Raw genomic sequence first — 22,076 nt, 5'->3', positions numbered from 1 at the left:
GTCCCGCACCCACGATCACAACGTCGAACTCCATGCTCTCGCGTTCAACCATCTGCATGCAACCCGCCTATCAATTGCCGGCCGTACAGAGCGGACGCGCCACGCGGAACGCGACGCCTACCCTTAACTGGGACCGGTCGGAGCTCGCACGGTGACGCGCCGCAGACGGGCGTCACCGTGCTGGATGTTTTGTTCAATGGATCTGGTTCGGGGCGAACTCAGTCCTTCGGTGGCCAGGTCGGGATGGTGCCCCGGCCCGACGGAAACCGGACGTTCTTCGAACGCGTGAATTCGCGCAGCGTTTCCGCGGCATTTTCCCGGCCGAAGCCGCTTCCCTTCTGACCGCCGAAGGGCGAGCCGAGGAAGGCGCGGCGCATGTAGTTGTTGATGAAGATCATGCCCGCTTCGAGCTTGGCGGCGATCTTGCCGGCATGCGCCTCGTCGGTCGTGCAGATCGCCGCCGTCAGGCCGTATTCGCTGTCATTGGCGATGCGGATCGCCTCTTCCTCGGTCGAAAACCGCATGATGCTGGCAATCGGACCGAACATCTCCTCGCGCGCCGGGGTCATGTCGGGCGTGACGTCGGCCAGAACCGTCGGCGCGACCCAGTAGCCGTCCTTCAAGCGCTCGTCGGTCGGCAGCTTGCCCTGGGTGACCAGGCGGGCTCCCTCCTTCAGCGCGATATCGAGATAGCCGAGAACCTTGTCGCGGTGTTTCGCATCGACCATGGCGCCGATATCGGTCGCCGGATCAAGCCCGTCGCCGACGACCAGTTTCTCGGTCGCCCGTGCGAACCGCTCCAGGAACTCGTCATGGATTCTATCGTGCACGAGGATGCGTGACGTCGATGTGCAGGCTTCGCCCTGATTGTAGAACATGCCTTCGAGCGCGACGTTGATCGCGACGTCGAGATCGGCATCGGGCAGCACGATCAGCGCGTTCTTCCCACCCAGTTCCATCGTGGCATAGGTGAGGTTCTGCGCGGCCGACTGCAGCACGCGCCGGCCCGTCATCGTCGACCCGGTGAAGGTGATGCGCTCGACCAGCGGATGGGCGGCAAGTGCCGGGCCGGAGGCCATGCCGGCGACCGCGTTGAGAACGCCCGGCGGCAGGATCTCGTTGGCGAGTTCGACGAGGCGCAGTACGGTCAAGGGCGCCTGCTCGCCCGGCTTGATGACGACGGTGTTGCCGGCAGCAAGTGCCGGCGCGCACTTCTTGGAGAAGTGGATCGGCGGCCAGTTGAAAGGCAGGATCGCGGCCACCACGCCGTAGGGCTCGTAGTTGATGCGCGCCTCGATCGGCCCTTGGTCGAGGATCTCTCCGTGGATCGTATCGGCGAGACCGCCGAAATAGTCGAAGCAGGCATGGCAGAACGACACGTCGAAGCGGAGCGCATCGCGACGTGGCTTGCCCACTTCGCGCGCCTCGATCTCGGCCAGTTCGTCCACGTGCTTGCGGATATGGGCGGCGACCTCCCGCAGGATCTGGCCGCGCTCGCGCGGGGAGCGGTCGCGCCAGGCCTGGAAGGCGCCGCGCGCACTTCTGACGGCCTGGTCGACGTCGGCCACCGAAGCATTGGTCACATGCGCGATCGTCGCGCCGGTTGCCGGCTCCTCGACACTGAACGTGGTGGCGCTGCCATCGTCCAGAAATTCCCCGCCCACGAACAAGCCGGACATCCTGAGCGGCGCCCGCGCCTGATCCTCGACATTCCTAAGCATTGCTACTCCTCCCGTGTTGCAATCAAACCGCATATGCCGGACCGCATCCCGGTCAAGCTTTCCTCTGTCCTTCGGACAATCCCGTTGTCCGGCTGGTGTCGTGTGATCCGCCTAGCTCCTGCTCCTTGGCATCAGGCCCGGAGCCTGTGCGGCGAGGCCGCGCCGCGTCGTCGCGGGTACGGCGAGGTCGCTCAGCCGTTTCGCCCGATAGGCCGTCGGCGTCATTCCGACCGACTTTCGGAACGCCCGCAGGAAATACTTTTCGTCGTTGTAGCCGACGGCAAAGGCGATCTGGCCGATCGGCTCGTCGGTCAGCACCAGGCGTTCGCGCGCGTCATCGATGCGCATCTCACGGATGAGCGCGTTGAAGCTGGTGCCCGTATGCTGTCGCAACAGCGCGCAGAGGCGGCTGCGGGAAAGCCTGGCATAGGCGGCCGCCTGATCGAGCGTCGGCGAGCGCAGGTAGTTCTCGGCGATGAAATCGGAGATCCGGCGCATGTGTCCGCTGTCCCGGCCGATCGCCGGCAGCACCGGCGACAACTCGTCGAAACGATCCTCATAGGCCCGGCAAATCCTGCCGAGCATCAGCGTCAGTTCGGCGCGAATGATCTCCCCGGTGCAGATCCGGTCCTCGGCATGTTCCAGGATCATCTCCCGGCAGGCCTCCTCGACCCGCGCCGCCTGGGCTTCGTCGAGGTTGAAGTCGATATGCCCCTGCCAGGCAAACGGCGTGAGTTCAGGCGCGATGCGCACCAGTTCCTGTATCGGATAGGGGCGCGTGATGCCCGGCCGCAGGAAGTCGAGATCGAAGTAGATGACGACGGACCGCGACGCGCTGCTGAACCGCATCTGATGCGGCGTCATCGGTGCGATAAAATAGACCGAGCCCGGCTGCGGCTTGTAGGATTTGAGGCCGACGCGCGCCGTCGGCCCCTCGCTCATGAAATAGACGATCTGGAAATAGTCGTGCTTGTGGGCCGGATAGAGCCTCTGGGTCTTTTCGACGAGGCGAATATGGAAACGGGGCGCGTCGGCCCGTTCGAGCGCGTAGGAACGAAAGGGCGCCGACAAGGTGTCGTCCACGTCCTGATCCGGATCATCGCCCAGCTGCCCGTCTATCCTTGCCATCCCGTCCTCCCCGTTTGCCTCAGTGCCAACGCCGCTTGCTTCAAGTCGCGCTTGCGAGCGTAACCTTCAATTCGGGAACGGCCTCGAAGAGATCGGCGACGAGACCGTAATCGGCCACCTGGAAGATCGGCGCCTCCGCGTCCTTGTTGATCGCGACGATCACCTTCGAATCCTTCATCCCCGCCAGATGCTGGATCGCGCCGGAAATGCCGCAGGCGATATAGAGTTCGGGCGCGACGATCTTGCCGGTCTGACCGACCTGAAGGTCGTTCGACACATAGCCGGCGTCAACGGCCGCGCGGCTCGCGCCCAATGCGGCACCCAGCGTGTCGGCGAGCGGCGCAAGCACCGTCTCGAAATTGTCGGCCGAGCCCATGCCACGCCCGCCGGACACGACGATGCGCGCCGAGGTCAGCTCCGGCCGCTCCGAAACTGCGACAGCATTGGCGACAAACGTCGACCGGGAGGCGCCTGGGGTAACGTCAACGGTCTCGATCGGCCTCGCCTCTCCCTGACCCACGGCTCGGAATGCCGACGCCCGGATCGTGAGGACGCGTTTCGGGTCTTTCGAGCGCACGGTCTGCACGATGTTGCCGGCATAGATCGGACGGCGAAACAGGTCGGGGCCGTCGATCGCGATCACGTCCGAGATCTGCATGACGTCGAGCAGCGCCGCGACGCGCGGCATCACGTTCTTGCCGGTCGAGGTGGATGCCGCGACGATGGCATCGTAGTCTCCCGACAAGGCGACGATCAGGTCGGCAAGCGGCTCGGCAAGCTGGTTGGCAAGGCTTTCCCCCTCCGCGACCAGCACCCTGGAGATGCCGCCGAGATGGGCTGCAGCCGGCCCCACGTCGTGACACCCTTTACCCGCGACGAGCACGTCGATGTCGTTGCCGAGGCAAAGGGCGGCGCTGACCGCCCTTGCCGTTGCCTCGTCCAGTTGCGCATTGCCGTGTTCGGCCAAGACAAGCACGCTCATGCCAGCACTCCCGCTTCCGTTTTCAGTCGTTCGACAAGCTCCGCCACCGATTTCACCTTGATGCCGGCGGCCCGTGTCGGCGGCTCTTCGAGACGGACGACCTCCAGGCGCTCCTCGATGACCAGGCCGTAGTCTGAAGGTAACTTTTCCTCCAGCGGCTTCTTCTTGGCCTTCATGATGTTCGGTAGCGACGCATAGCGCGGTTCGTTGAGGCGCAGATCCGCCGTGACGATCGCCGGTAGCGCAAGCGCAATCGTCTGCGATCCGCCATCGATCTCGCGAATGATGGTGGCGCGGTCGCCGTCGACGGTGAGCTGCGAGGCAAAGGTCGCCTGCGGCCAACCGAGTTTGGCCGCCAGCATCTGTCCGGTCTGGTTGCAATCGTCGTCGACGGCCTGTTTGCCAAGAAGGATCAAGGCCGGCTGTTCTTCGCCGGCGACGGCGCTGAGCACCTTGGCAACCGCCAGCGGCTCGGTCGTCTCCTCCGTCCTGACGAGGAGGCCGCGATCGGCCCCCATCGCCAGTGCGGTGCGCAATGTCTCCGTCGCCTTTTCGGGGCCGACAGAAACGACGACCACCTCGGAGGCGATGCCCGCCTCCTTGAGGCGGACCGCCTCTTCGACCGCGATCTCGTCGAACGGGTTCATCGTCATCTTGACCGCGGCGAGGTCGAGACCGCTGCCATCGGACCGTAGCCTCACCTTCACGTTCGGATCGGCAACGCGCTTTATCGCGACCAGTATCTTCATCTTCGTCCTCCCGAGCCCGCCATTCCCTCCGGCAGGCCCTAGTTCTCAGGGCCCGCGTATTTGCCGGCGGTCGCCGGGAACATGGTCTTGATAATCTTCATCCGGCTGACATCGACGGTCGCGTCCATGTGCAGGAAGATCGCCGCGTCGCGGAACAGCTTCTCGATGCCGAACTCCAGCATCGCGCCGTTGCCGCCATGCAGTTCCAGCGCGTGGGTCGCGACCTTCATGATCTCTTCCGAGGCGTAGACCTTGGCCATGTTGCAGAGAACATCCATGTCCGGATGGCCCTCGTCGACGGCCCTCGACGCCCGCTCGATCAGGGCGCGCACCGCCTCGATCCGCGTCGCCATGTCGGCAAGCCGCAGGGCCACGGCCTGGTGCTTGATGAGAATACGCCCACCCTGAACGTAGTTCTGGACATAGTCGGCCGTGCGCTCGAAGCAGGCGACGCCGACGCCGAGGTTCTTGGCCGCCTGGATGATCTTGCCGGCCCGGAAATACTGCCCGGCGCTGCCAAGGGCGGTGTTCTGGACGAGAAGGTGATCGGCCGGCACCCGGCAGTCCTCGAACACCAGTTCGCCGTTGTTCATGAAACGGCAGCCCATGGTCTCGTTGCACTTCGTCACCGTCAGGCCGGGCGTGTCGCGGGGCACGAGGAAACTCGAAGTTCCCTGCAGCATGCCAACGGAGGAGTCCGTATTGGCATAGACGACATAGAGGCTCGCATCGAAGCCGTTCGAGATGAACTGCTTGCGGCCGTTGATCACCCAGTGCCCGTCCTTGAGCACGGCCTTCGTGTGCATCGCCGCCTCGGGCACATTGTAGGGCAGCCAGCGATCGGAAGCGCCGCGCGGCTCGGTCAGGCAATGGGCCAGCAGGAACTGCGGGTCCGCCAGAAGACGCGGGAACCACTTGTCCTGCAGGTGCTTCGGCGCGAATTCGCGCAGGAGGATCGAGACCTTCCAGTTCTGCACCAGCTTGTCGGCAAGGCCGGAGTCGCCGCGAGCGATTTCTTCGGAGATCAGCGCGAAGGTCCTGACCTCCGTCTCGCGCTCCAGGTCGACGCCGCCATAGGCTTCCGGCACGCCGAGCGTGCGGACGCCGATCGTTTCGGCACCCTCAAGGATCGAGCGCGGCAGCCGCTCGCCCGGGCTCATGTCCCATTCGCGCTGCCAGTTCGATCGAATGAAAGGCGTCACCGCGTCGTCGACGAAGGCGCGGCAGCTGTCGCGCATCATTCGCTGTTCCTGGGACAGTGAGCCGTCATCGGCGTGGATCATTTCTCGCTCCCTTGGTTCTGATCTGGCGGGTTCCTCATCCTGCCGACCGATTAGTAGCTTGCCGTTCCCGTGGAGATGAGGTTCGAGTGTGCTCTTTTGGTGGACTATCGTCCAATTCGACGTGGACTTTCTGCGCGCCATGGGAAGCAATTGAGCGTCGGCCTTTGCCTCAACGGCTCCCCATGCCATCGCAGTCTCAATCGGCACGCGCCGAAATCCTTGTCCTATTTTTAAGACACTGTGGCTCGAATTCGGTACCTACCGCCGGTTTGTAGCGTCCGTATCTTTTTTCAGCCCGCTCTCTCAGGCGTGGCGAAGACGGCTCGGCCACCACCCGACGCCGCAGCTGCCGGAGAAAGCAACGCGAACCACCCGCACCCTCCGCCAGTTTGGTTTCACCGATCCAGTTGAGGAGAGTGCCTTGATCCGCCGGTTTTCGACCTTCTGCCTCGCCGCGGCGCAGCTTGCCGTTTTCACGCAACCGTCCCTGGCAAACGATCGCCCCGACCTCGTACTCAGAAACGGCACGATCGTCACCATGGACGAGGCCAGGCCGGCGGCGGAAGCGCTTGCCATTGCCAATGGCCGCATCGTGGCGGTCGGCAGCGACGAAGACATCGCAAAGCTGGCGCAGCCTGACACCGAGGTGCTCGACCTTGGCGGCCGCACGGTCATTCCCGGTCTCGTCGACACGCATATCCACGCGATCCGCGGCGGCCAGACCTATCCTTTCGAGACCTACTGGCATGACGAAACGAGCCTTGCGAGTGCGCTCGAAGCCTTGAAGACTGCGGCGCGTGATCGCGCCAGGGACCAGTGGGTCGCGGTCGTCGGCTCCTGGCATCCGGACCAGTTCGCCGAGCGCCGTCCGCCCGAGCTTGCCGACCTCGACAAGGCCCTGCCGGACACCCCGGCCTATGTGCAATATCTTTATGACTACGCGCTCGTGAACACCAAGGGGATCGAGTTGCTCGCGCTCGACAGCGCCGAACCGAAACTGCCGCCCGGCGTCAGGATCGAGCGCAACGGAGAAAACCGTGCGACGGGCAAGCTCTTCGGCAACATCGGCTCGTTCAACGTGTTCTTCGGACAGCTCAGCGCGATTGGGAAGGAAGAGCGCAAGACGAACCTCAAGCTGTTCTTCTCGCATCTTAATGCGGTCGGGGTTACCGGCTTCATCGACCCCTCCGCAGGGCCGGCGGCCGGCTACGAACCGTTCTTTGCGCTTCGCGACGAAGGCGACCTGACGCTGAGGGCCGGCTACCGCATTCCGGCGGCCCACCCCGGCAAGGAAGCCGAATGGTTCCGCGAGATCATGTCGTTCCGTCCCGCCGTCCACGACGACGGCACGCTGAGCTTCCTCGGCCTTGGCGAATCCCTGGTCTTTGCGATGAACGACGGCGTGCAGATGGGGCCGGGCTTTGCGCCGCCCAGGGAGGCCCGCGACGAACTCCTGAAAGTCGCACAGTTTGCTGCGGAACGGCGCATCCCCGTCGAGATCCACGCCTATACCGATGATGCCGCGAGCGCGATCCTCGACGTCTTCGAGGAGGTGCACAAGACGCATCCGCTCAACGACCTCCGGTGGTCGATCGCCCACCTCAACACCGGATCGGAGCGGACCCTCGACCGGATGCGGAAGATGGGCCTCGCCTACACCGTCCAGATGGGACCCTATTTCGAGGGAGCGGCGATCGCCGACGCCAACGGCGCCGATATCGCGGCCCTTTCGCCGCCGACACGCCTTGCCATCGACAAGGGGCTGCTGGTGGCAGGCGGCACCGACTCCACGCGCATCGGCGTCGCCGGCGTCTGGCAGGCGATAGAGTACCACCTGACGGGGCGTTCGCTGGGGGGCACTGTGCAGAAGGCGAGCGACCAGTTGCTGACGCGCGAAGAGGCGCTCAGGCTTTACACCCGCAATGCCGCATGGATCGGCTTTGCCGAAAAGGATCGCGGCACGCTTTCCGAAGGCAAGCTCGCCGATCTCGCCGTGCTCGACAAGCCTTACATGACGATGCCGGTCGACGAGATCGATACCATCCGATCGGTATTGACCCTGCTTGGCGGCAAGGTCGTCTACGATGCCCGCGCCCTCCGGTCCGCCGGGCAATAGCGGGGGACAAAGGGGCACCATCATGGCCTGCGGTCAAAGCAACCCGGCCGCAACATAGCGATCATCGCCGGGAGTAACGCGTCCCGGCGAAAGGCGTTGCAGCCACTCTGTTCGACGCGAGGTATTGGGCCAGGCAGAGGCGGCCAGACTCGACTGTCGCCGGGTGAGACCCAGAGCCTAAGCGACCACCAGCCCCGCCGGGCCGGCCACCGTTTCCCCGATCACCGCTGCGCCGAAGCCGTGCTTGCCGAAGAGGCCGAGCACGTCCTGCGCGGAGGACCGGTCACAGGCGACGAGCAAGCCGCCGCTCGTCTGCGGATCGCAAAGCAGCGCCTTGTCGATCGCGCCCATCTCGCGCACAAAGGTCACGTCCTTCCCGTAGCTTGCCCAGTTCCGCCCGGAGGCGCCGGTGACGAAACCGGCGGCAGCGAGATCAAAAGCACCCTCCAGAAGGGGAACGGCGGACCAGTCGATCCGGACCTGGCAGTTCGATCCACGCGCCATTTCGAGCGCGTGGCCGGCAAGGCCAAAGCCCGTCACGTCGGTCATGGCATGGACGCCGGAAAGCCGCGCGAGATCGGGCCCGGCCGCGTTGAGGCGGGTGGTGCTTTCGAGCATGCGGGCGTAGCCGGCCTCATCGAGCGCGCCCTTTTTCAGCGCCGCGGAAAAGATGCCGACGCCGAGCGGTTTGCCGAGGATGAGCACGTCGCCGGCAAGGGCGCCGCTGTTGCGTTTCAGATGCGCAGGATCGACGAGGCCGATCGCGACGAGACCGTAGATCGGCTCAACGGAATCGATCGTATGGCCGCCGGCGATCGGAATGCCGGCCGCCCGGCAGGCCGCCGCGCCGCCGTCGAGGATGGCGCCGATGGTTTCGGTCGACAGCACGTTGACCGGCATGCCGACGAGCGCCAACGCAAAGATCGGCGTGCCACCCATGGCGTAGACATCGCTGATCGCATTGGTCGCGGCGATCCTGCCGAAATCGTGGGGATCGTCGACAACAGGCATGAAGAAGTCGGTGGTGGCGACCACCGCCTGGTGATCGTTGAGGCGGTAGACAGCCGCATCGTCGGACGTCTCGATGCCGACCAGCAGCTCCGGCGGCACCGGCAGCTGGACGCGCCCCCGCAAGATTTCCTGGAGCACACCCGGCGCGATCTTGCAGCCGCAGCCGCCGCCATGGGCAAGCGAGGTCAGGCGAGGCTCGGAGGAGGCGGGCAGGCTGCTCACGATCAGAACTCCCTCGATGCAATGGTATCGATGGCGGCCTTGCCGACCACGGACGCGATCATGACCGATCATTTCCGGCAAGGCCATGACTTTTCGTGACAAAAGCCGATCAAATCGGCCTTGACACGCCGGCTCTGAGGCTCGACCATTCGTTTCAAGACCGATACGCATGGAAGAGGACCTCCAATGAACATCGATCTTTCTCGCCGCAGTTTCCTGAAGCTTGCTGGCGCAGGAGCCGCGGCCACCACGATCGGGGCCATGGGCTTCGGAGCGGCCGAGGCCGCAACAGCCGCCCATGTGCGTGCCTTCAAACTTGCAAGCACCACCGAGACCCGCAATGTCTGCACCTACTGTTCGGTCGCCTGCGGCATCCTGATGTATTCGAAGGGTGACCTTTCCGCCGGCGAGAAGGCGGAACTCATCCATATCGAGGGGGATGCCGATCATCCGACCAACCGCGGAACGCTCTGTCCCAAGGGCGCGGCGCTCAAGGACTTCGTGAAGTCCGAGACCCGCGCCACGAAGCCGCGTCACCGCGCTCCAGGCGCCGACACCTGGCAGGATATCTCCTGGGAAGATGCCTTCGACAAGATCGCCCGCGCGATCAAGGACGACCGCGACAAGAACTTCATCGAGAAGAACGCGGCCGGCGTCACCGTCAACCGCTGGACGACGATGGGCTTCCTGGCGGCCTCGGGCGGCACCAACGAGACGGGATGGCTGACCTACAAGACCGTCCGTTCCATGGGAGTCGTCGGCTTCGACAACCAGGCACGCGTCTGACACGGCCCCACGGTAGCCAGTTTGGCTCCAACATTTGGCCGCGGCGCAATGACGAACGCCTGGACCGACATCAAGAACACCGACCTCGTCATCGTCATGGGTGGCAACGCGGCGGAAGCACATCCCTGCGGCTTCAAATGGGTAACGGAAGCCAAGCACCATCGCGGTGCCCGGCTGATCGTCGTCGACCCGCGCTTCAACCGCACCGCCTCGGTCGCTGACGTCTACGCCCCGATCCGCCCAGGCTCCGACATCGCCTTCCTGATGGGCGCGATCCGCTACTGTATCGAGAACGACAAGGTGCAGTGGGACTATGTGAAGAACTACACCAACGCCACCTACCTGGTGAACCCCGAGTTCGGCTGGGTCGATGGCCTCTTCAACGGCTACGACGAGGAGAAACGCGACTACGACCGCACCGCTTGGGAATACCAGCTGAACGAGGACGGCACGGTGAAAACCGATCCGACCCTGTCAGACCCGCGCTGCGTCTGGAACCTCCTGAAGCAGCATGTCGCAGCCTACACGCCGGAGTTTGTCGAAAACATCTGCGGCACGCCCAAGGATCGCTACCTGAAGATCCTGGAGATGATCGGCGCGACGTCTGCCCGCGACAAGGTGATGACCTCGCTCTACGCGCTCGGCTGGACGCAGCATTCGAAAGGCGCCCAGAACATCCGCGGAATGGCGATGCTGCAGCTGATCCTCGGCAATGTCGGCCTGCCGGGTGGCGGGGTGAACGCGCTTCGCGGCCACTCCAATATCCAGGGCCTGACCGACATAGGCCTGCTTTCCAATTCCCTGCCGGGCTACATGAACCTGGCGACCGAAAAGGAGACGGACTACACGACCTACATGTCGACGCGCGGCAACAAGCCGCTCGTTCCCGGCCAGACGAGCTACTGGCAGAACACGCCCAAATTCATGGTCAGCTTCCTGAAGGCCATGTGGGGCAGCGCTGCCACGAAGGAGAACGACTGGGGCTTCGACTGGCTGCCGAAGCTCGATGTGCCCTACTACGACATCCTCCGGATGTTCGACATGATGAGCCGCGGCGAAGTGAACCTCTACTTCTGCCAGGGCTTCAATCCGCTTCTGTCCTTCCCCAACAGGGCAAAGCTGACCGAGGGTCTGTCGAAGCTGAAACTGCTCGTGACCATCGACCCGCTGCAGACCGAGACGGCGCATTTCTGGGAAAACCACGGCATCTACAACCAGGTGGATTCCGCCAAGATCATGACGGAGGTCTTGCAACTTCCGGCGACCTGCTTTGCCGAGGACGAAGGCGCCACCGTCAATTCGGGCCGCTGGCTGCAATGGCACTGGCCGGGCGCGACACCACCGGGCGACGCCAAGCACGACACCTGGATCATGGCCAACATCTTCCTGCGGGTGCGTGAACTCTACCGCAAGGAAGGCGGGGTCTGTCCCGAGCCGATCCTGAACCTCGCCTGGGACTACAAGGACCCGTACGAGCCGGAACCGGCCGAACTTGCCCAGGAGATGAACGGACGGGCGCTGCAAACGCTCTACGATCCGACCGATCCGACGAAGGTGCTGGTCGAGGCCGGCAAGCTTTTGCCCAACTTCGGCGTGATGCGTGACGACGGCTCCACCATGTCGGGCTGCTGGATATATACCGGCTCCTGGACGGAGGAAGGCAACATGATGGCCCGGCGCGACAACAGCGATCCGGGCGATGTCGGCACTTTCCTCAAATGGACCTTCGCCTGGCCGGCCAATCGACGCATCCTCTACAATCGTGCCTCCTGCGACCTAGAGGGCAAGCCCTGGGATCCGGCGCGCAAACTGATCGAATGGAACGGCGAGCGTTGGGCCGGCTTCGACGTGCCCGACATCGCGGTGACGGCAAAGCCGGAGACCGTGATGCCGTTCATCATGACGGCCGAGGGAACCGCCCGTCTCTTTGCGCGCAAACTGATGCGGGACGGCCCCTTCCCCACGCATATGGAGCCGTTCGAAAGCCCGGTCGAAAATCCGTTCAACGCCAAGCTTCGCGGCAATCCCGTCGCGCGCATCTTCCCAGGCGACCTGCAACAGCTGGGCACGAGCACCGACTTCCCCTTCGTTGCCACGTCCTACCGCCTCACCGAGCACTTCCACTTCTGGACCAAGCACAGCCGCGTCAACGCCGTGCTGCAACCGGAGTTCTTCGTGGAAATCAGCGAGGAACTGGCGGCCGAGCGCGGCATCACCAAGGGCGGGCGGGTGCGCGTGTGGAGCGCGCGCGGCGAGGTCTGGGCGAAGGCGGTGGTAACGAAGCGTATTCGCCCGCTGATCTGCAACGGCAAGCCGGTCCATGTGGTCGGCATTCCCTTGCATTGGGGCTTCATGGGTGCGGCCCGCAAGGGCTTCGGCCCGAACAGCCTTACCCCCTTCGTCGGCGACGCCAATATCGACACGCCGGAGTTCAAGGCCTTCCTGGTCAATATCGAACCCGCGGCGGAAGAAGGAGCCTCGGCATGAGCGAACGCGCACCGGAGCCGGTAACGGCCGCCGCCAACCCGCCGCTGCAGCCGCTGGCGTCGAACCTGTTGCCGAGCGATGTCATCAAGGTTTCGGCAACGAGCAACGTGCCGATACCCGAACGACAGCTGACCCCGGTCGCCAAGTTGATCGACGTGTCGAAATGCATCGGCTGCAAGGCCTGCCAGTCCGCCTGCATCGAATGGAACGACACCCATCCGGACCTGGAGGAAAATGTCGGCGTCTACGAGAACCCGCATGACCTGACGGCGGATATGTTCACGCTGATGCGGTTCACCGAATACGAAAACCCCGTTACCAACGAGTTCGAATGGCTGATCCGCAAGGACGGCTGCATGCACTGCGCCGATCCCGGCTGTCTCAAGGCCTGCCCGGCGCCGGGTGCGATCGTGCAATATTCCAACGGCATCGTCGATTTCATCTCCGACAACTGCATCGGCTGCGGCTATTGCATCGCCGGCTGTCCCTTCAACATTCCGCGCATCTCCAAAACCGCGCATGTATCGAAGAAATGCACCCTCTGCTCGGACCGCGTCGCGGTCGGCCAGGGACCGGCCTGTGCCAAGGCCTGTCCGACCAAGGCGATCACCTTCGGGACGAAGGACGACATGGTCACGCTTGCCAACGAGCGCGTCGAGGACCTGAAGTCACGCGGCTACGACCATGCCGGCCTCTACGATCCGCAGGGCGTCGGCGGCACGCATGTGATGTATGTGCTGCATCATGCCGATCAGCCGTCGCTCTATTCCGGGCTGCCGGAAGATCCGCAGATTTCGCCGGTGGTGCGCGGCTGGAAGGGGCCGGCGAAGACCGTCGGCCTCGCCGTTGCCGGGCTTGCAGCCGCCGGTGCCGTTCTGCACGGCATCTTCGCCCGTCCGAACGAGGTGACCGCCCACGAGGAAGGCGAGGCCGAACAACTCGTCGAGGACCGCAACCGTCCGCAAGGCGGCAGGGAGGCGTGATGGCTGACAAACGCATCTATTCGGCCCCCGGCGACCGGATCGAGACGAAGCACCCGGTCACCGTCAATCGCTATCGCGGCTATACCCGTCTCAACCATTGGGTCACCGCCGCCTGCATGATCGTGCTTCTGATCTCCGGCCTTTCCTTCTTCCACCCGTCGTTGTTTTTCCTGACCGGCCTTTTCGGCGGCGGCCAGACGACGCGGTGGCTGCATCCGATCGTCGGACTTGTCCTCGTCGCAAGCTTCCTCCTTCTGTTTGCGCAGATGTGGAAGCTCAATCTGCCGCGGCGCGAGGATGTGGAATGGAGCCGCAAGTTCGGCGACCTTCTCCAGGGCAACGAAGAAAGCCTGCCTGAACTCGGCAAGTACAATGCCGGTCAGAAGATGGTTTTCTGGGGCATGTCCGGCCTGATCGTCGTGCTTGTGACGACCGGGATCATGATCTGGGAGCAGTATTTCCCCGACCTCGTTTCCATCCCCGTTCGCCGCATCGCCGTCGCCGTGCATGCGCTGGCGGCGCTCTTCACGATCCTGATCTTCATTGTCCATGTCTATGCGGCGATCTGGACGCGCGGCACGATCCGGGCGATGACCCGCGGCACCGTCACCGGAGGCTGGGCCTTTCGCCATCATCGCAAATGGCTGCGCGAACTGGCTGGACGTCAGGGCTCCGACCCGTCAAAGTGAACGTCTCCTACAGCGCCGCGCGTCCTGTCGGGCGCGCAACGGTCGCTGTAGCACCGTGAATGCTGCATGATCCGGCGTCTCCGTCGGATCACCGGAGATGCGATGGCTGAAGACATACAACCCGATCCTTCCCTCATCGGCGGCGTGCCGACACCGCCGCTGGCCTTCCTGCCCGAGCCGGTCAAACTGTTCCAGACACGCGCGCGCCGCTTCGCGTTCCTCGCCGAAAGCAACGCGCTTGCGCCCTACCTCACCTTTCTTGCGGCGCTCTCCAAACTCCAGGCTCGCTTGGCAGTAACCCTTCCGCCCGTGACGGCGCCGACATCGGCGCGCGTCGCCGAGGCTGCGCGCACTGAAATGCCGCCGATCGACCGACTGGCGCTTGTCGATGACCCCGACCTTTCGGCGACGCTCGATGCGCTTCTCGAAGGTGCCGTCGAGATTTCCATGCCCGACTCCGCGCGCCTGGCGCTCGATGCGGTGCGCGCTGCCGAGGATAGTGACCGACGCTGGTTGCTTACCAACATTCTGTCGGATCAGGTTCCGGACGACAGTGCCGCTCCCCACCTCTTCGTCGCAGCCGCGGTGCAGGTGCACATGGCGCGGCTCGCCGCGACGCTCGATCCGGAAACGCTCGTCCCTGTCGGCCTCGGCGTCTGTCCCGCCTGCGGCGGCCGGCCGGCGACGTCGTCGGTCGTGGGTACGCAGGGCGTCGAGAACGTGCGCTACGCCGCCTGCGCCTGCTGCGCCACGCAATGGAACGAGGTGCGGGTGAAGTGCCTCTGTTGCGGCTCGACCAAGGGCATCAGCTATCGTTCGGTTGAGACCTCGGAGGCGACGGTGAAGGCCGAGACCTGCCGGGAATGCCATTCCTGGGTGAAGATCTTCTACCAGGTGAAAAACCCGAGCCTGGAGCCGATCGCCGACGATGTCGGCAGCCTCGGTCTCGACATCCTGATGAAGGAGACCGCCTTTCGCCGCCGCGGCTTCAACCCCTATCTCGCGGGGTATTGATGCCGGATTTTCGCGTGCTTCCCTCGGTCGACCAGATGCTGACCTCGCCAGAGGGACTGGCGCTGGCGGAAGAACATGGCCGCCTTGCCGTCGTCACCGCCGTCCGCGCCCGGCTCGAGATCGCGCGGGAGAAAATCCGTGCGGGCGAGGATGGGGCAGCGCTTGCGGCCGACCTGCCGCGCCGCGTCGCCGAGGAGTTGGCGATCGCCGCCCGCTCCGCCCTTCGCCCGCTCATCAACCTCACGGGCACGGTGCTGCACACCAATCTCGGCCGCGCCATTCTGGCCGAGGAAGCCGTACGCGCCGCGACCGCCGCGATGGCCAACCCGCTGGCGCTAGAGTTCGATCTCGACGGCGGCGGGCGCGGCCAGCGCGACGACCATCTGCGCGGCCTGCTCCGCGAACTCACCGGCGCCGAAGACGCCACCATCGTCAACAACAATGCCGCAGCCGTGCTGATCGCGCTCAATACGCTCGCCGACGGCCGCGAGGCGATCGTGTCGCGCGGCGAGTTGATCGAGATCGGCGGCGCCTTCCGCATGCCCGACATCATGGCCCGCGCCGGCGCGAAACTGGTGGAGGTCGGTACCACCAACCGCACCCATCCACGCGACTATGAAGGGGCCATCCGCCCCGAGACCGGCGTCATCCTCAAGGTCCACACGTCCAACTACCGGATCGAGGGTTTTACCGCCGAGGTGCCGGCGCCAAAACTGGCCGAGATTGCCCGCAAGGCCGGCGTGCCGCTTCTGAACGATCTCGGCTCCGGCTCGCTCGTCGATCTCTCCACCTTCGGATTGCGGCGCGAGCCGACGGTGGCGGAAGCGGTCGCCGAAGGTACCGATCTAGTCACGTTTTCGGGCGACAAGCTGCTCGGAGGGCCGCAGGCAGGCCTCATTGTCGGCCGGCGCGATCTGATTGCCGCGATCAATCGCAATCCGCTGAAACGCGCCGTTCGTCTCGACAAGATCCGCATCGCCGCACTCGAAGCGACGCTGAAGCTCTATCGCGATCCCGACCGGCTAAAGGCGCGGCTGCCGACGCTGCGCTTCCTCTCCCGGCCGGAAGCCGACATTGCCGCACAGGCGGCGCGTCTTGCTCCGGCCATCGATGCGCTGCTCAAGCCGCACGGCTATTCTGCAGCAACCTGCGCCTGCCAGAGCCAGGTCGGTTCCGGCGCGCTGCCGGTCGATACGATCCCGAGCGCCGGACTGCGGCTGACAGGCAGCGGCGGCGACGCGCCGGAACGGCTGTCCGCACGGCTTCGCGCCCTGCCGATCCCTGTCGTCGGTCACATCCGCGACGGCGCGCTGATCCTCGACCTGCGCTGCCTCGAGGTGGATGCGGCGCTCATCGAGGCCCTGGCGGCGCTATGATCGTCGGAACGGCAGGGCATATCGACCACGGCAAGACGGCGCTGGTGAAGGCTCTGACCGGCACGGATGCAGATCGCCTTGCCGAGGAAAAGGCCCGCGGCATCACCATCGACCTCGGTTTTGCCTATGCTGACCTCGGGGGCGGCACGGTTACCGGCTTCGTCGATGTGCCCGGTCACGAGCGGCTGATCCATACGATGCTTGCCGGCGCCGGCGGCATCGACTTCGCGCTGCTGGTGGTCGCAGCCGACGACGGCGTCATGCCGCAGACCCGTGAACATCTCGCCATCCTCGACCTGCTCGGTATCACCAGAGGCATCGTCGCGCTCACCAAGGCCGATCTCGCCGGGCCGGAGCGGCGCGCGGAAGTGACCGCGGAGATCCAGGCCGCACTTGCCGGCACAGGTCTCGCGAAGGCGCCGATCCTTGCCGTCTCCGCGCTCACCGGCGAAGGCATCGAAACCCTGCGCGCAGGGCTCGCCGCCGCCGAAGCGGAGACCGCCGCGCGGAGCGATGCCGGCCTGCTGCGCTTTGCCGTCGACCGCAGTTTCACGCTCTCAGGCGCCGGTACCGTGGTGACCGGCATGGTGCTTGGCGGGCGTGCAACGCTCGACGACACCGTCATCGTCAGCCCGTCCGGCCTGACCGCCCGCATCCGCGGCATCCACGCACAGAACCGGAAAGCATCGGAGGGGCTTGCCGGCCAACGCTGCGCGCTGAACCTTGCCGGCGAACGGGTGACGAAGGACGCGATCCGGCGTGGCGACGTCATCCTCGCTCCGGCGCTGCACGCCCCGACGGACCGGATCGACGCGGAGGTCCGCGTGCTTGCCTCGGAGGCCAAGCCGATCGGCACCTGGTTTCCGGTACGCCTGCACAGCCACGCGACGGAAGTCGGCGCGCGGATCGTGCCTCTTGCGGGTCCTCTCGATCCCGGGATGGAGGGCCTGGTGCAACTGGTCCTCGACCGTCCGATCGCCGCGACCATCGGCGACCGCTTCATCGTGCGCGACACCTCGGCCAGCCGGACGATCGGCGGCGGCCGCTTTCTCGATCTGCACCCGCCGGCGCGAAAGCGCGGCACGCCGGAGCGCCTGGCCTTCCTTGCCGCCTCCGGCAACGCGGACCCGGCGGCGGCTCTGTCGGCCCTGTCCGATCTCGCACCGATCGCGCTTGCGGCATTCCTACGCGACCGTGGCCTGGGCGACGACGCGCTTCCCAGGCTTCTGCTTGCCGCCGGAGCAAAAACCATAGGCGACCATGCGCTATCGTCCGCAGCGATTGACGGCCTGCGGGCGAGCCTGACGGACACACTCGCAGCCTTCCACGCTGAAAACCCCGAGCTTGCCGGCATCGGCCGCGAGCGGCTGCGGCTCCTGCTCAAACCACGCCTGCCGACGGCAAGCTTCCTCGCGTTCCTCAGGGACGAAGCGGCTGCCGGTCGCATCGTGCTCGACGGCGCCTTCCTGCGGCTGCCAAGCCACGCGGTCCGGCTGTCGCCGGCCGACGAAGACCTGTGGCAGCGGATCCATCCGCATCTCGTCGACGACAACCGCTTCCGGCCGCCGCGCGTGCGCGACTTCACAGCCCTTCTCAGTGCGGACGAGCGCGACATACGGCGCGTGCTGAAGCTCGCCCAGAGGCTCGGGCAGACCCACGAGATCGCGCATGACCATTTCTTCGCCCGCGCCGTCGTGGAGGAGATGGCAGCCATCGTACTCGAGGTGGCGGCGCAGGCGGACGACGGCTGGTTCACCGCCCCCGCCTTCCGCGACCGGGTGCACAACGGCCGCAAGGTCGCCATCGAGATCCTCGATTTCTACGACCGGCTGGGCCTGACCTTGCGCAGGGGAGACTTGCGTCGCATAAATCCCCATCGCCGCGACCTGTTTGCGCACTGAGGAAGGGAATCGTCTCCGGTGGGACGGCCGGACTTCAAATTCTGTAGACAGTCGCCCCATCGTCTTGCGTTATCTTCAAGGTGAATGTGGTGCGTTTCCGTCGACTGAATATTAGGTTGTAATGCCTCATTTTGTGCGGCACTACCGAAGTGGGCAACAAAGTGGTAGCAGAGTTGTTCGTGTCATGCACAGAGCGAGCCCCTCCGATTCCGTCGGACGGGCGAAGGGGTGGAGGCCATTTATCTGTCCATCTTTGCTCCTGTAGCTTTCCGCTGACGGATAGTTGGAGTTTTATCCTAAGTGGAGCAGCGGAAACGTATTATCACTCGCGAAGAACTGCACGAGCTTGTTTGGTCCGCGCCAATGCAAAAGCTGACGGGCGACATGGCCTCTCGGACCACGGACTGGCGAGCACCTGCGAACAGCACCTTCCCATGCGTGAATATTGAGCGAAGCGTGAAGCCGGCCATCTCAATCGATCTGCGCGGAGCAAGGCGGGACGAAGAAGTCGGCCGCCGGCCCCTTGGTTCATGTGCGGACCGTGAGGGGCAATCTGGCAATGCTTAAAACGTGGCAAGGCGTTTCGGGAAGCCGCAATCATGGCGCCGGCGCTGCGGATACGTTGCAGAAAATGCGGCAGCATGAGCGGTAACGTAATCAAGATCGGAAAGCTGAGGCGGTGAGGCAGAGAAAGTGGATTGCGACGATTGTCCGGTGGGATGCAGTGTTTTGCCGACCCCGGATGAGAGTCCAATTGTCGGGCGCCCTGAGATTCAGGACGATGACTGAACTACATATCGATGTGGACGGGAAGGAGCCGCGGCGCTCGACCGTCTCCTTGCGGCCTCACATCCTACTCGTTGCGAGTTTGTTGAGCGGATAGGTGGATAGAAATATCGAAGCGGTAGTGCTTGACGCAAAATTCACTTGCAAATGCGAGGTTGTGCGTGTCCATAGGCACACGCAAATCCAAATCTGCTCTTTTGAGCCAGCACCGACGAGAAAACCATGCCAGCAGTGATCCCAAATGCCTTCTCCTTCGACCCGTATGTGGGCGGTATTACGGGTGATTGGAAATGGGCGATCCAGAATTTCACGTTCAGCTTTCCGACAAGCGCTGCGTTTTATGGGTTGAATTATGGAAGTGGCGAGCCGGTGAATGGTTTCGCCACCCTTAATTGGTGGCAACAAAGCGCGGCGCGCGCTGCTTTCGAGCAAATATCAGCGATTGCAAACCTAACGTTCACCGAGATTACTGAGAGCGCAACCCAAACCGCCGATCTTCGGCTTGCACAATCCAGCCTTCCCGACACGGCTTGGGCATATTATCCAAACGCCCTGCCCGAAGGCGGCGATGCGTGGTTCGGCACCTGGTCCGGCGACTACACATTTCCCAAAAAGGGCAATTATGCGTACGTGACATTCCTGCACGAGATTGGCCATTCCCTCGGCCTTGATCACGCGCACGAGGGCGCGGTTATGCCGATAGACCGCGCTTCCATGGAATACACGGTGATGAGCTACAGTTCGTATTCTGGCGCGTCGCCAATTGATGGATACACAAACGAGGACGCTGGGTATGCCCAGTCTTTGATGATGTACGACATCGCTGCGCTGCAGCGGATGTATGGTGCGAACTACGGCACGCAGAGCGGCAACACGGTCTATTCCTGGAGCCCGACAACCGGCGAGATGTTCATCAACGGTGTTGGCCAAGGCACTCCCGAGGCCAACCGCATTTTTCTGACCATTTGGGATGGCGGCGGTACCGATACCTATGACTTCTCGAATTACACCAATGGGGTGAAAGTCGATTTGCGACCTGGCGAGTGGAACAAGACATCCGAATCGCAACTGGCAAAGCTTCATTTTGACGGGTTGAAAACAGCGGTCGGCAACATTGCGAATGCCCTGCTCTTCGAAGGCGATACTCGGTCGCTCATCGAAAACGCTGTCGGCGGATCCGGCAACGACTACATTTTCGGCAACGTCAAGGACAACGTTCTTGTTGGCGGGTTCGGCGATGACTTTCTGGCCGGAGAAGACGGTTCGGACACATTGAATGGCCAGGCAGGATGGGACACGGCCTATTTCAACTTCAGTTTCACGGGGGTGAGAGTCGGTTATCACGATGGCGCCATGGTGATTGAACATGGCGGTTCATCGGACCGCCTGATCTCAATCGAGCAAATACAGTTCTGGGGTCGCCCGATCGCCCAGTCCGACGACAATATGCTCGTCGACGACGTATTCTACTTCGCTGAAAACAACGATGTCTACTACGCGGGGATGGAGGCCGAGCAACATTTCGCCATGTACGGGTGGAAGGAAGGCCGCGATCCCAACGGCTTCTTCGACACGTCGGCCTACCTAGATACATACAGGGACGTTGCCGCGGCCGGCATGAATCCGCTCGAGCACTATGCACTGTATGGCTGGAAGGAAGGGCGAGACCCGTCGAGCCTCTTCGACACCACGGACTACCTGCGGTTCAACCCGGACGTTGCGGCTGCCGGGGTGAACCCGCTCGCGCACTATCTCACGTATGGGGTTTACGAAAGTCGGAAGATTGATGCCGGTACTGCGCTCGTCGATGACATGTTCTATTTCAAGAACTACAAGGATGTAGCAAACAGCAACTACGATCCAGAGGATCATTTCGCGCAGTTCGGATGGCGTGAGGGACGTGATCCAAATGCCTTCTTTGATACGTCAGACTACCTGGCGACCTATCGCGATGTTGCTGCAGCTGGCATGAACCCTCTCGAACACTATAAGAACTACGGCTGGCATGAAGGGCGTGATCCGTCGAAGATTTTCGACACCACTGGATATCTCGAACTTAACCCAGACGTAGCTGCCGCCGGCGTGAACCCCCTCGAACATTTCTTGAACTATGGTATCCACGAGGGGCGCAGCTATCTCAACGACGGAGTGTTTGGGTAACCCCCAAGGTCACCCGCTCTTCCCAATAGTCACCAACACAATCGGCCTGATGCCTTCGACGAAACTCACGTCGTACGTCATCAGCGCCGTGGGGCACGACAAACATGTGATCGGCGGCAATGACGAGCAGGATGCAGCGATTGAGGATCTTGGGCGGATCGAGAAAAGTGCGATAATCGAGATCCTCTGAAGCCGCAGATCTCCGGTCGATCGGCTGATTGCGAAACTGCCCGCCCTCGACCCGCTGAAGGATCTTCTTGACCACCGTCAGATCCCCGTGACGCCTCCGATGCGCATGCCGAACAGGGTCACGAGAAGATCGCACGATTTGAACAGCCGTGGCGCTAGCCGCCATGCTCGCCTCCGTCGCAGCCGAAGTGGTCATGCGAAGCATCTAAAAGGGAGAAATCAAATGGATGCCTTGGGTGTTGTCGTGCTGATTGCAGGGCTATTCTGTCTAACCAGAAAGCCTCTGACTGAGGACTTCCTGCACAAACTTGATCAGAAGCGTGAACTTCCTGCCGAGCAAAGCTCCCGTTGGCAGAATCCTTGAATGGCTCGCAGCGCAGCCGGCTTGGCCCATAGCAGCGCTGACGGTCATCGGCGGCTTTGTGACTTGAATATGCCCTCGTTCACTTTGCACTTCGAGGCATCGCGAACCTGCTGAGCGGTGATCGCGCTC

At 63.5% G+C, this 22,076-nt stretch carries 15 protein-coding genes; 8 read left to right on the top strand and 7 right to left on the bottom strand.

Going from position 1 to position 22,076, the window contains the following annotated elements; translation table 11 throughout:
* Positions 1 to 218 precede the first annotated feature (218 nt).
* From L981_RS26660 to L981_RS26640, 5 genes are all read right to left on the bottom strand, one after another.
* Positions 219 to 1,721, bottom strand: coding sequence for an aldehyde dehydrogenase (locus L981_RS26660; RefSeq protein ID WP_052202031.1), 1,503 nt, complete (start codon positions 1,719 to 1,721; stop codon positions 219 to 221).
* 111 nt (positions 1,722 to 1,832) lie between these two features.
* The gene (locus tag L981_RS26655; RefSeq protein ID WP_043623514.1) at positions 1,833 to 2,849 is read right to left on the bottom strand and encodes an AraC family transcriptional regulator; all 1,017 of its coding nucleotides are present in this window, start codon (positions 2,847 to 2,849) and stop codon (positions 1,833 to 1,835) included.
* Between the two features lie 40 nt (positions 2,850 to 2,889).
* A complete protein-coding gene (locus L981_RS26650) occupies positions 2,890 to 3,831 on the bottom strand; it encodes an electron transfer flavoprotein subunit alpha/FixB family protein (protein ID WP_043623511.1) in 942 nt (313 codons plus the stop codon).
* Positions 3,828 to 4,580, bottom strand: a complete 753-nt coding sequence (locus tag L981_RS26645; RefSeq protein ID WP_043623508.1) for an electron transfer flavoprotein subunit beta/FixA family protein — start codon at positions 4,578 to 4,580, stop codon at positions 3,828 to 3,830. Before L981_RS26645 ends, L981_RS26650 begins: the two co-directional genes overlap by 4 nt.
* A gap of 38 nt (positions 4,581 to 4,618) precedes the next feature.
* On the bottom strand, positions 4,619 to 5,863 hold the full coding sequence (locus tag L981_RS26640) for an acyl-CoA dehydrogenase family protein (RefSeq protein ID WP_043623505.1): 1,245 nt from the start codon (positions 5,861 to 5,863) through the stop codon (positions 4,619 to 4,621).
* A gap of 421 nt (positions 5,864 to 6,284) precedes the next feature.
* On the opposite strand from L981_RS26640, the gene L981_RS26635 reads away from it, so the two are divergent.
* Positions 6,285 to 7,979, top strand: coding sequence for an amidohydrolase (locus tag L981_RS26635; RefSeq protein ID WP_052202030.1), 1,695 nt, complete (start codon positions 6,285 to 6,287; stop codon positions 7,977 to 7,979).
* Positions 7,980 to 8,156: 177 nt separating this feature from the next.
* Here the strand turns inward: L981_RS26635 and selD are convergent, their stop codons facing one another.
* Positions 8,157 to 9,203, bottom strand: a complete 1,047-nt coding sequence (gene selD / locus L981_RS26630; RefSeq protein WP_245281725.1) for a selenide, water dikinase SelD — start codon at positions 9,201 to 9,203, stop codon at positions 8,157 to 8,159.
* A gap of 195 nt (positions 9,204 to 9,398) precedes the next feature.
* On the opposite strand from selD, the gene fdnG reads away from it, so the two are divergent.
* The 7 genes from fdnG to L981_RS35685 all read left to right on the top strand — a co-directional run bounded on the left by fdnG (position 9,399) and on the right by L981_RS35685 (position 21,394).
* A complete protein-coding gene (gene fdnG / locus L981_RS26620) occupies positions 9,399 to 12,485 on the top strand; it encodes a formate dehydrogenase-N subunit alpha (RefSeq protein ID WP_082006166.1) in 3,087 nt (1,028 codons plus the stop codon).
* Complete coding sequence (gene fdxH, locus L981_RS26615) at positions 12,482 to 13,468, top strand: formate dehydrogenase subunit beta (protein ID WP_043623499.1); 987 nt, start codon at positions 12,482 to 12,484, stop codon at positions 13,466 to 13,468. The genes fdnG and fdxH overlap by 4 nt, the downstream gene beginning before the upstream one ends.
* Positions 13,468 to 14,157, top strand: a complete 690-nt coding sequence (locus L981_RS26610) for a formate dehydrogenase subunit gamma (RefSeq protein ID WP_043623496.1) — start codon at positions 13,468 to 13,470, stop codon at positions 14,155 to 14,157. The genes fdxH and L981_RS26610 overlap by 1 nt, the downstream gene beginning before the upstream one ends.
* Positions 14,158 to 14,259: 102 nt before the next feature.
* A complete protein-coding gene (gene fdhE, locus L981_RS26605; protein ID WP_043623494.1) occupies positions 14,260 to 15,171 on the top strand; it encodes a formate dehydrogenase accessory protein FdhE in 912 nt (303 codons plus the stop codon).
* On the top strand, positions 15,171 to 16,547 hold the full coding sequence (selA, locus tag L981_RS26600) for an L-seryl-tRNA(Sec) selenium transferase (protein ID WP_043623491.1): 1,377 nt from the start codon (positions 15,171 to 15,173) through the stop codon (positions 16,545 to 16,547). The genes fdhE and selA overlap by 1 nt, the downstream gene beginning before the upstream one ends.
* Positions 16,544 to 18,448: a selenocysteine-specific translation elongation factor gene (gene selB / locus L981_RS26595; protein ID WP_043623488.1), complete on the top strand. Its 1,905-nt coding sequence runs from the start codon at positions 16,544 to 16,546 to the stop codon at positions 18,446 to 18,448. The genes selA and selB overlap by 4 nt, the downstream gene beginning before the upstream one ends.
* Positions 18,449 to 19,456: 1,008 nt before the next feature.
* The gene (locus tag L981_RS35685) at positions 19,457 to 21,394 is read left to right on the top strand and encodes a M10 family metallopeptidase (protein WP_082006165.1); all 1,938 of its coding nucleotides are present in this window, start codon (positions 19,457 to 19,459) and stop codon (positions 21,392 to 21,394) included.
* On the opposite strand, the gene L981_RS34735 is transcribed toward L981_RS35685, so the two are convergent.
* Positions 21,372 to 21,659: a hypothetical protein gene (locus L981_RS34735; RefSeq protein WP_156134244.1), complete on the bottom strand. Its 288-nt coding sequence runs from the start codon at positions 21,657 to 21,659 to the stop codon at positions 21,372 to 21,374. The two genes, L981_RS35685 and L981_RS34735, sit on opposite strands and share 23 nt — an antisense overlap.
* Positions 21,660 to 22,076: the final 417 nt, after the last annotated feature.

The sequence above is a fragment of the Ensifer sp. ZNC0028 genome (genome assembly GCF_000799055.1).
GTDB lineage: Bacteria > Pseudomonadota > Alphaproteobacteria > Rhizobiales > Rhizobiaceae > Ensifer.
This window is presented reverse-complemented; position numbering and strand designations above follow the sequence as displayed.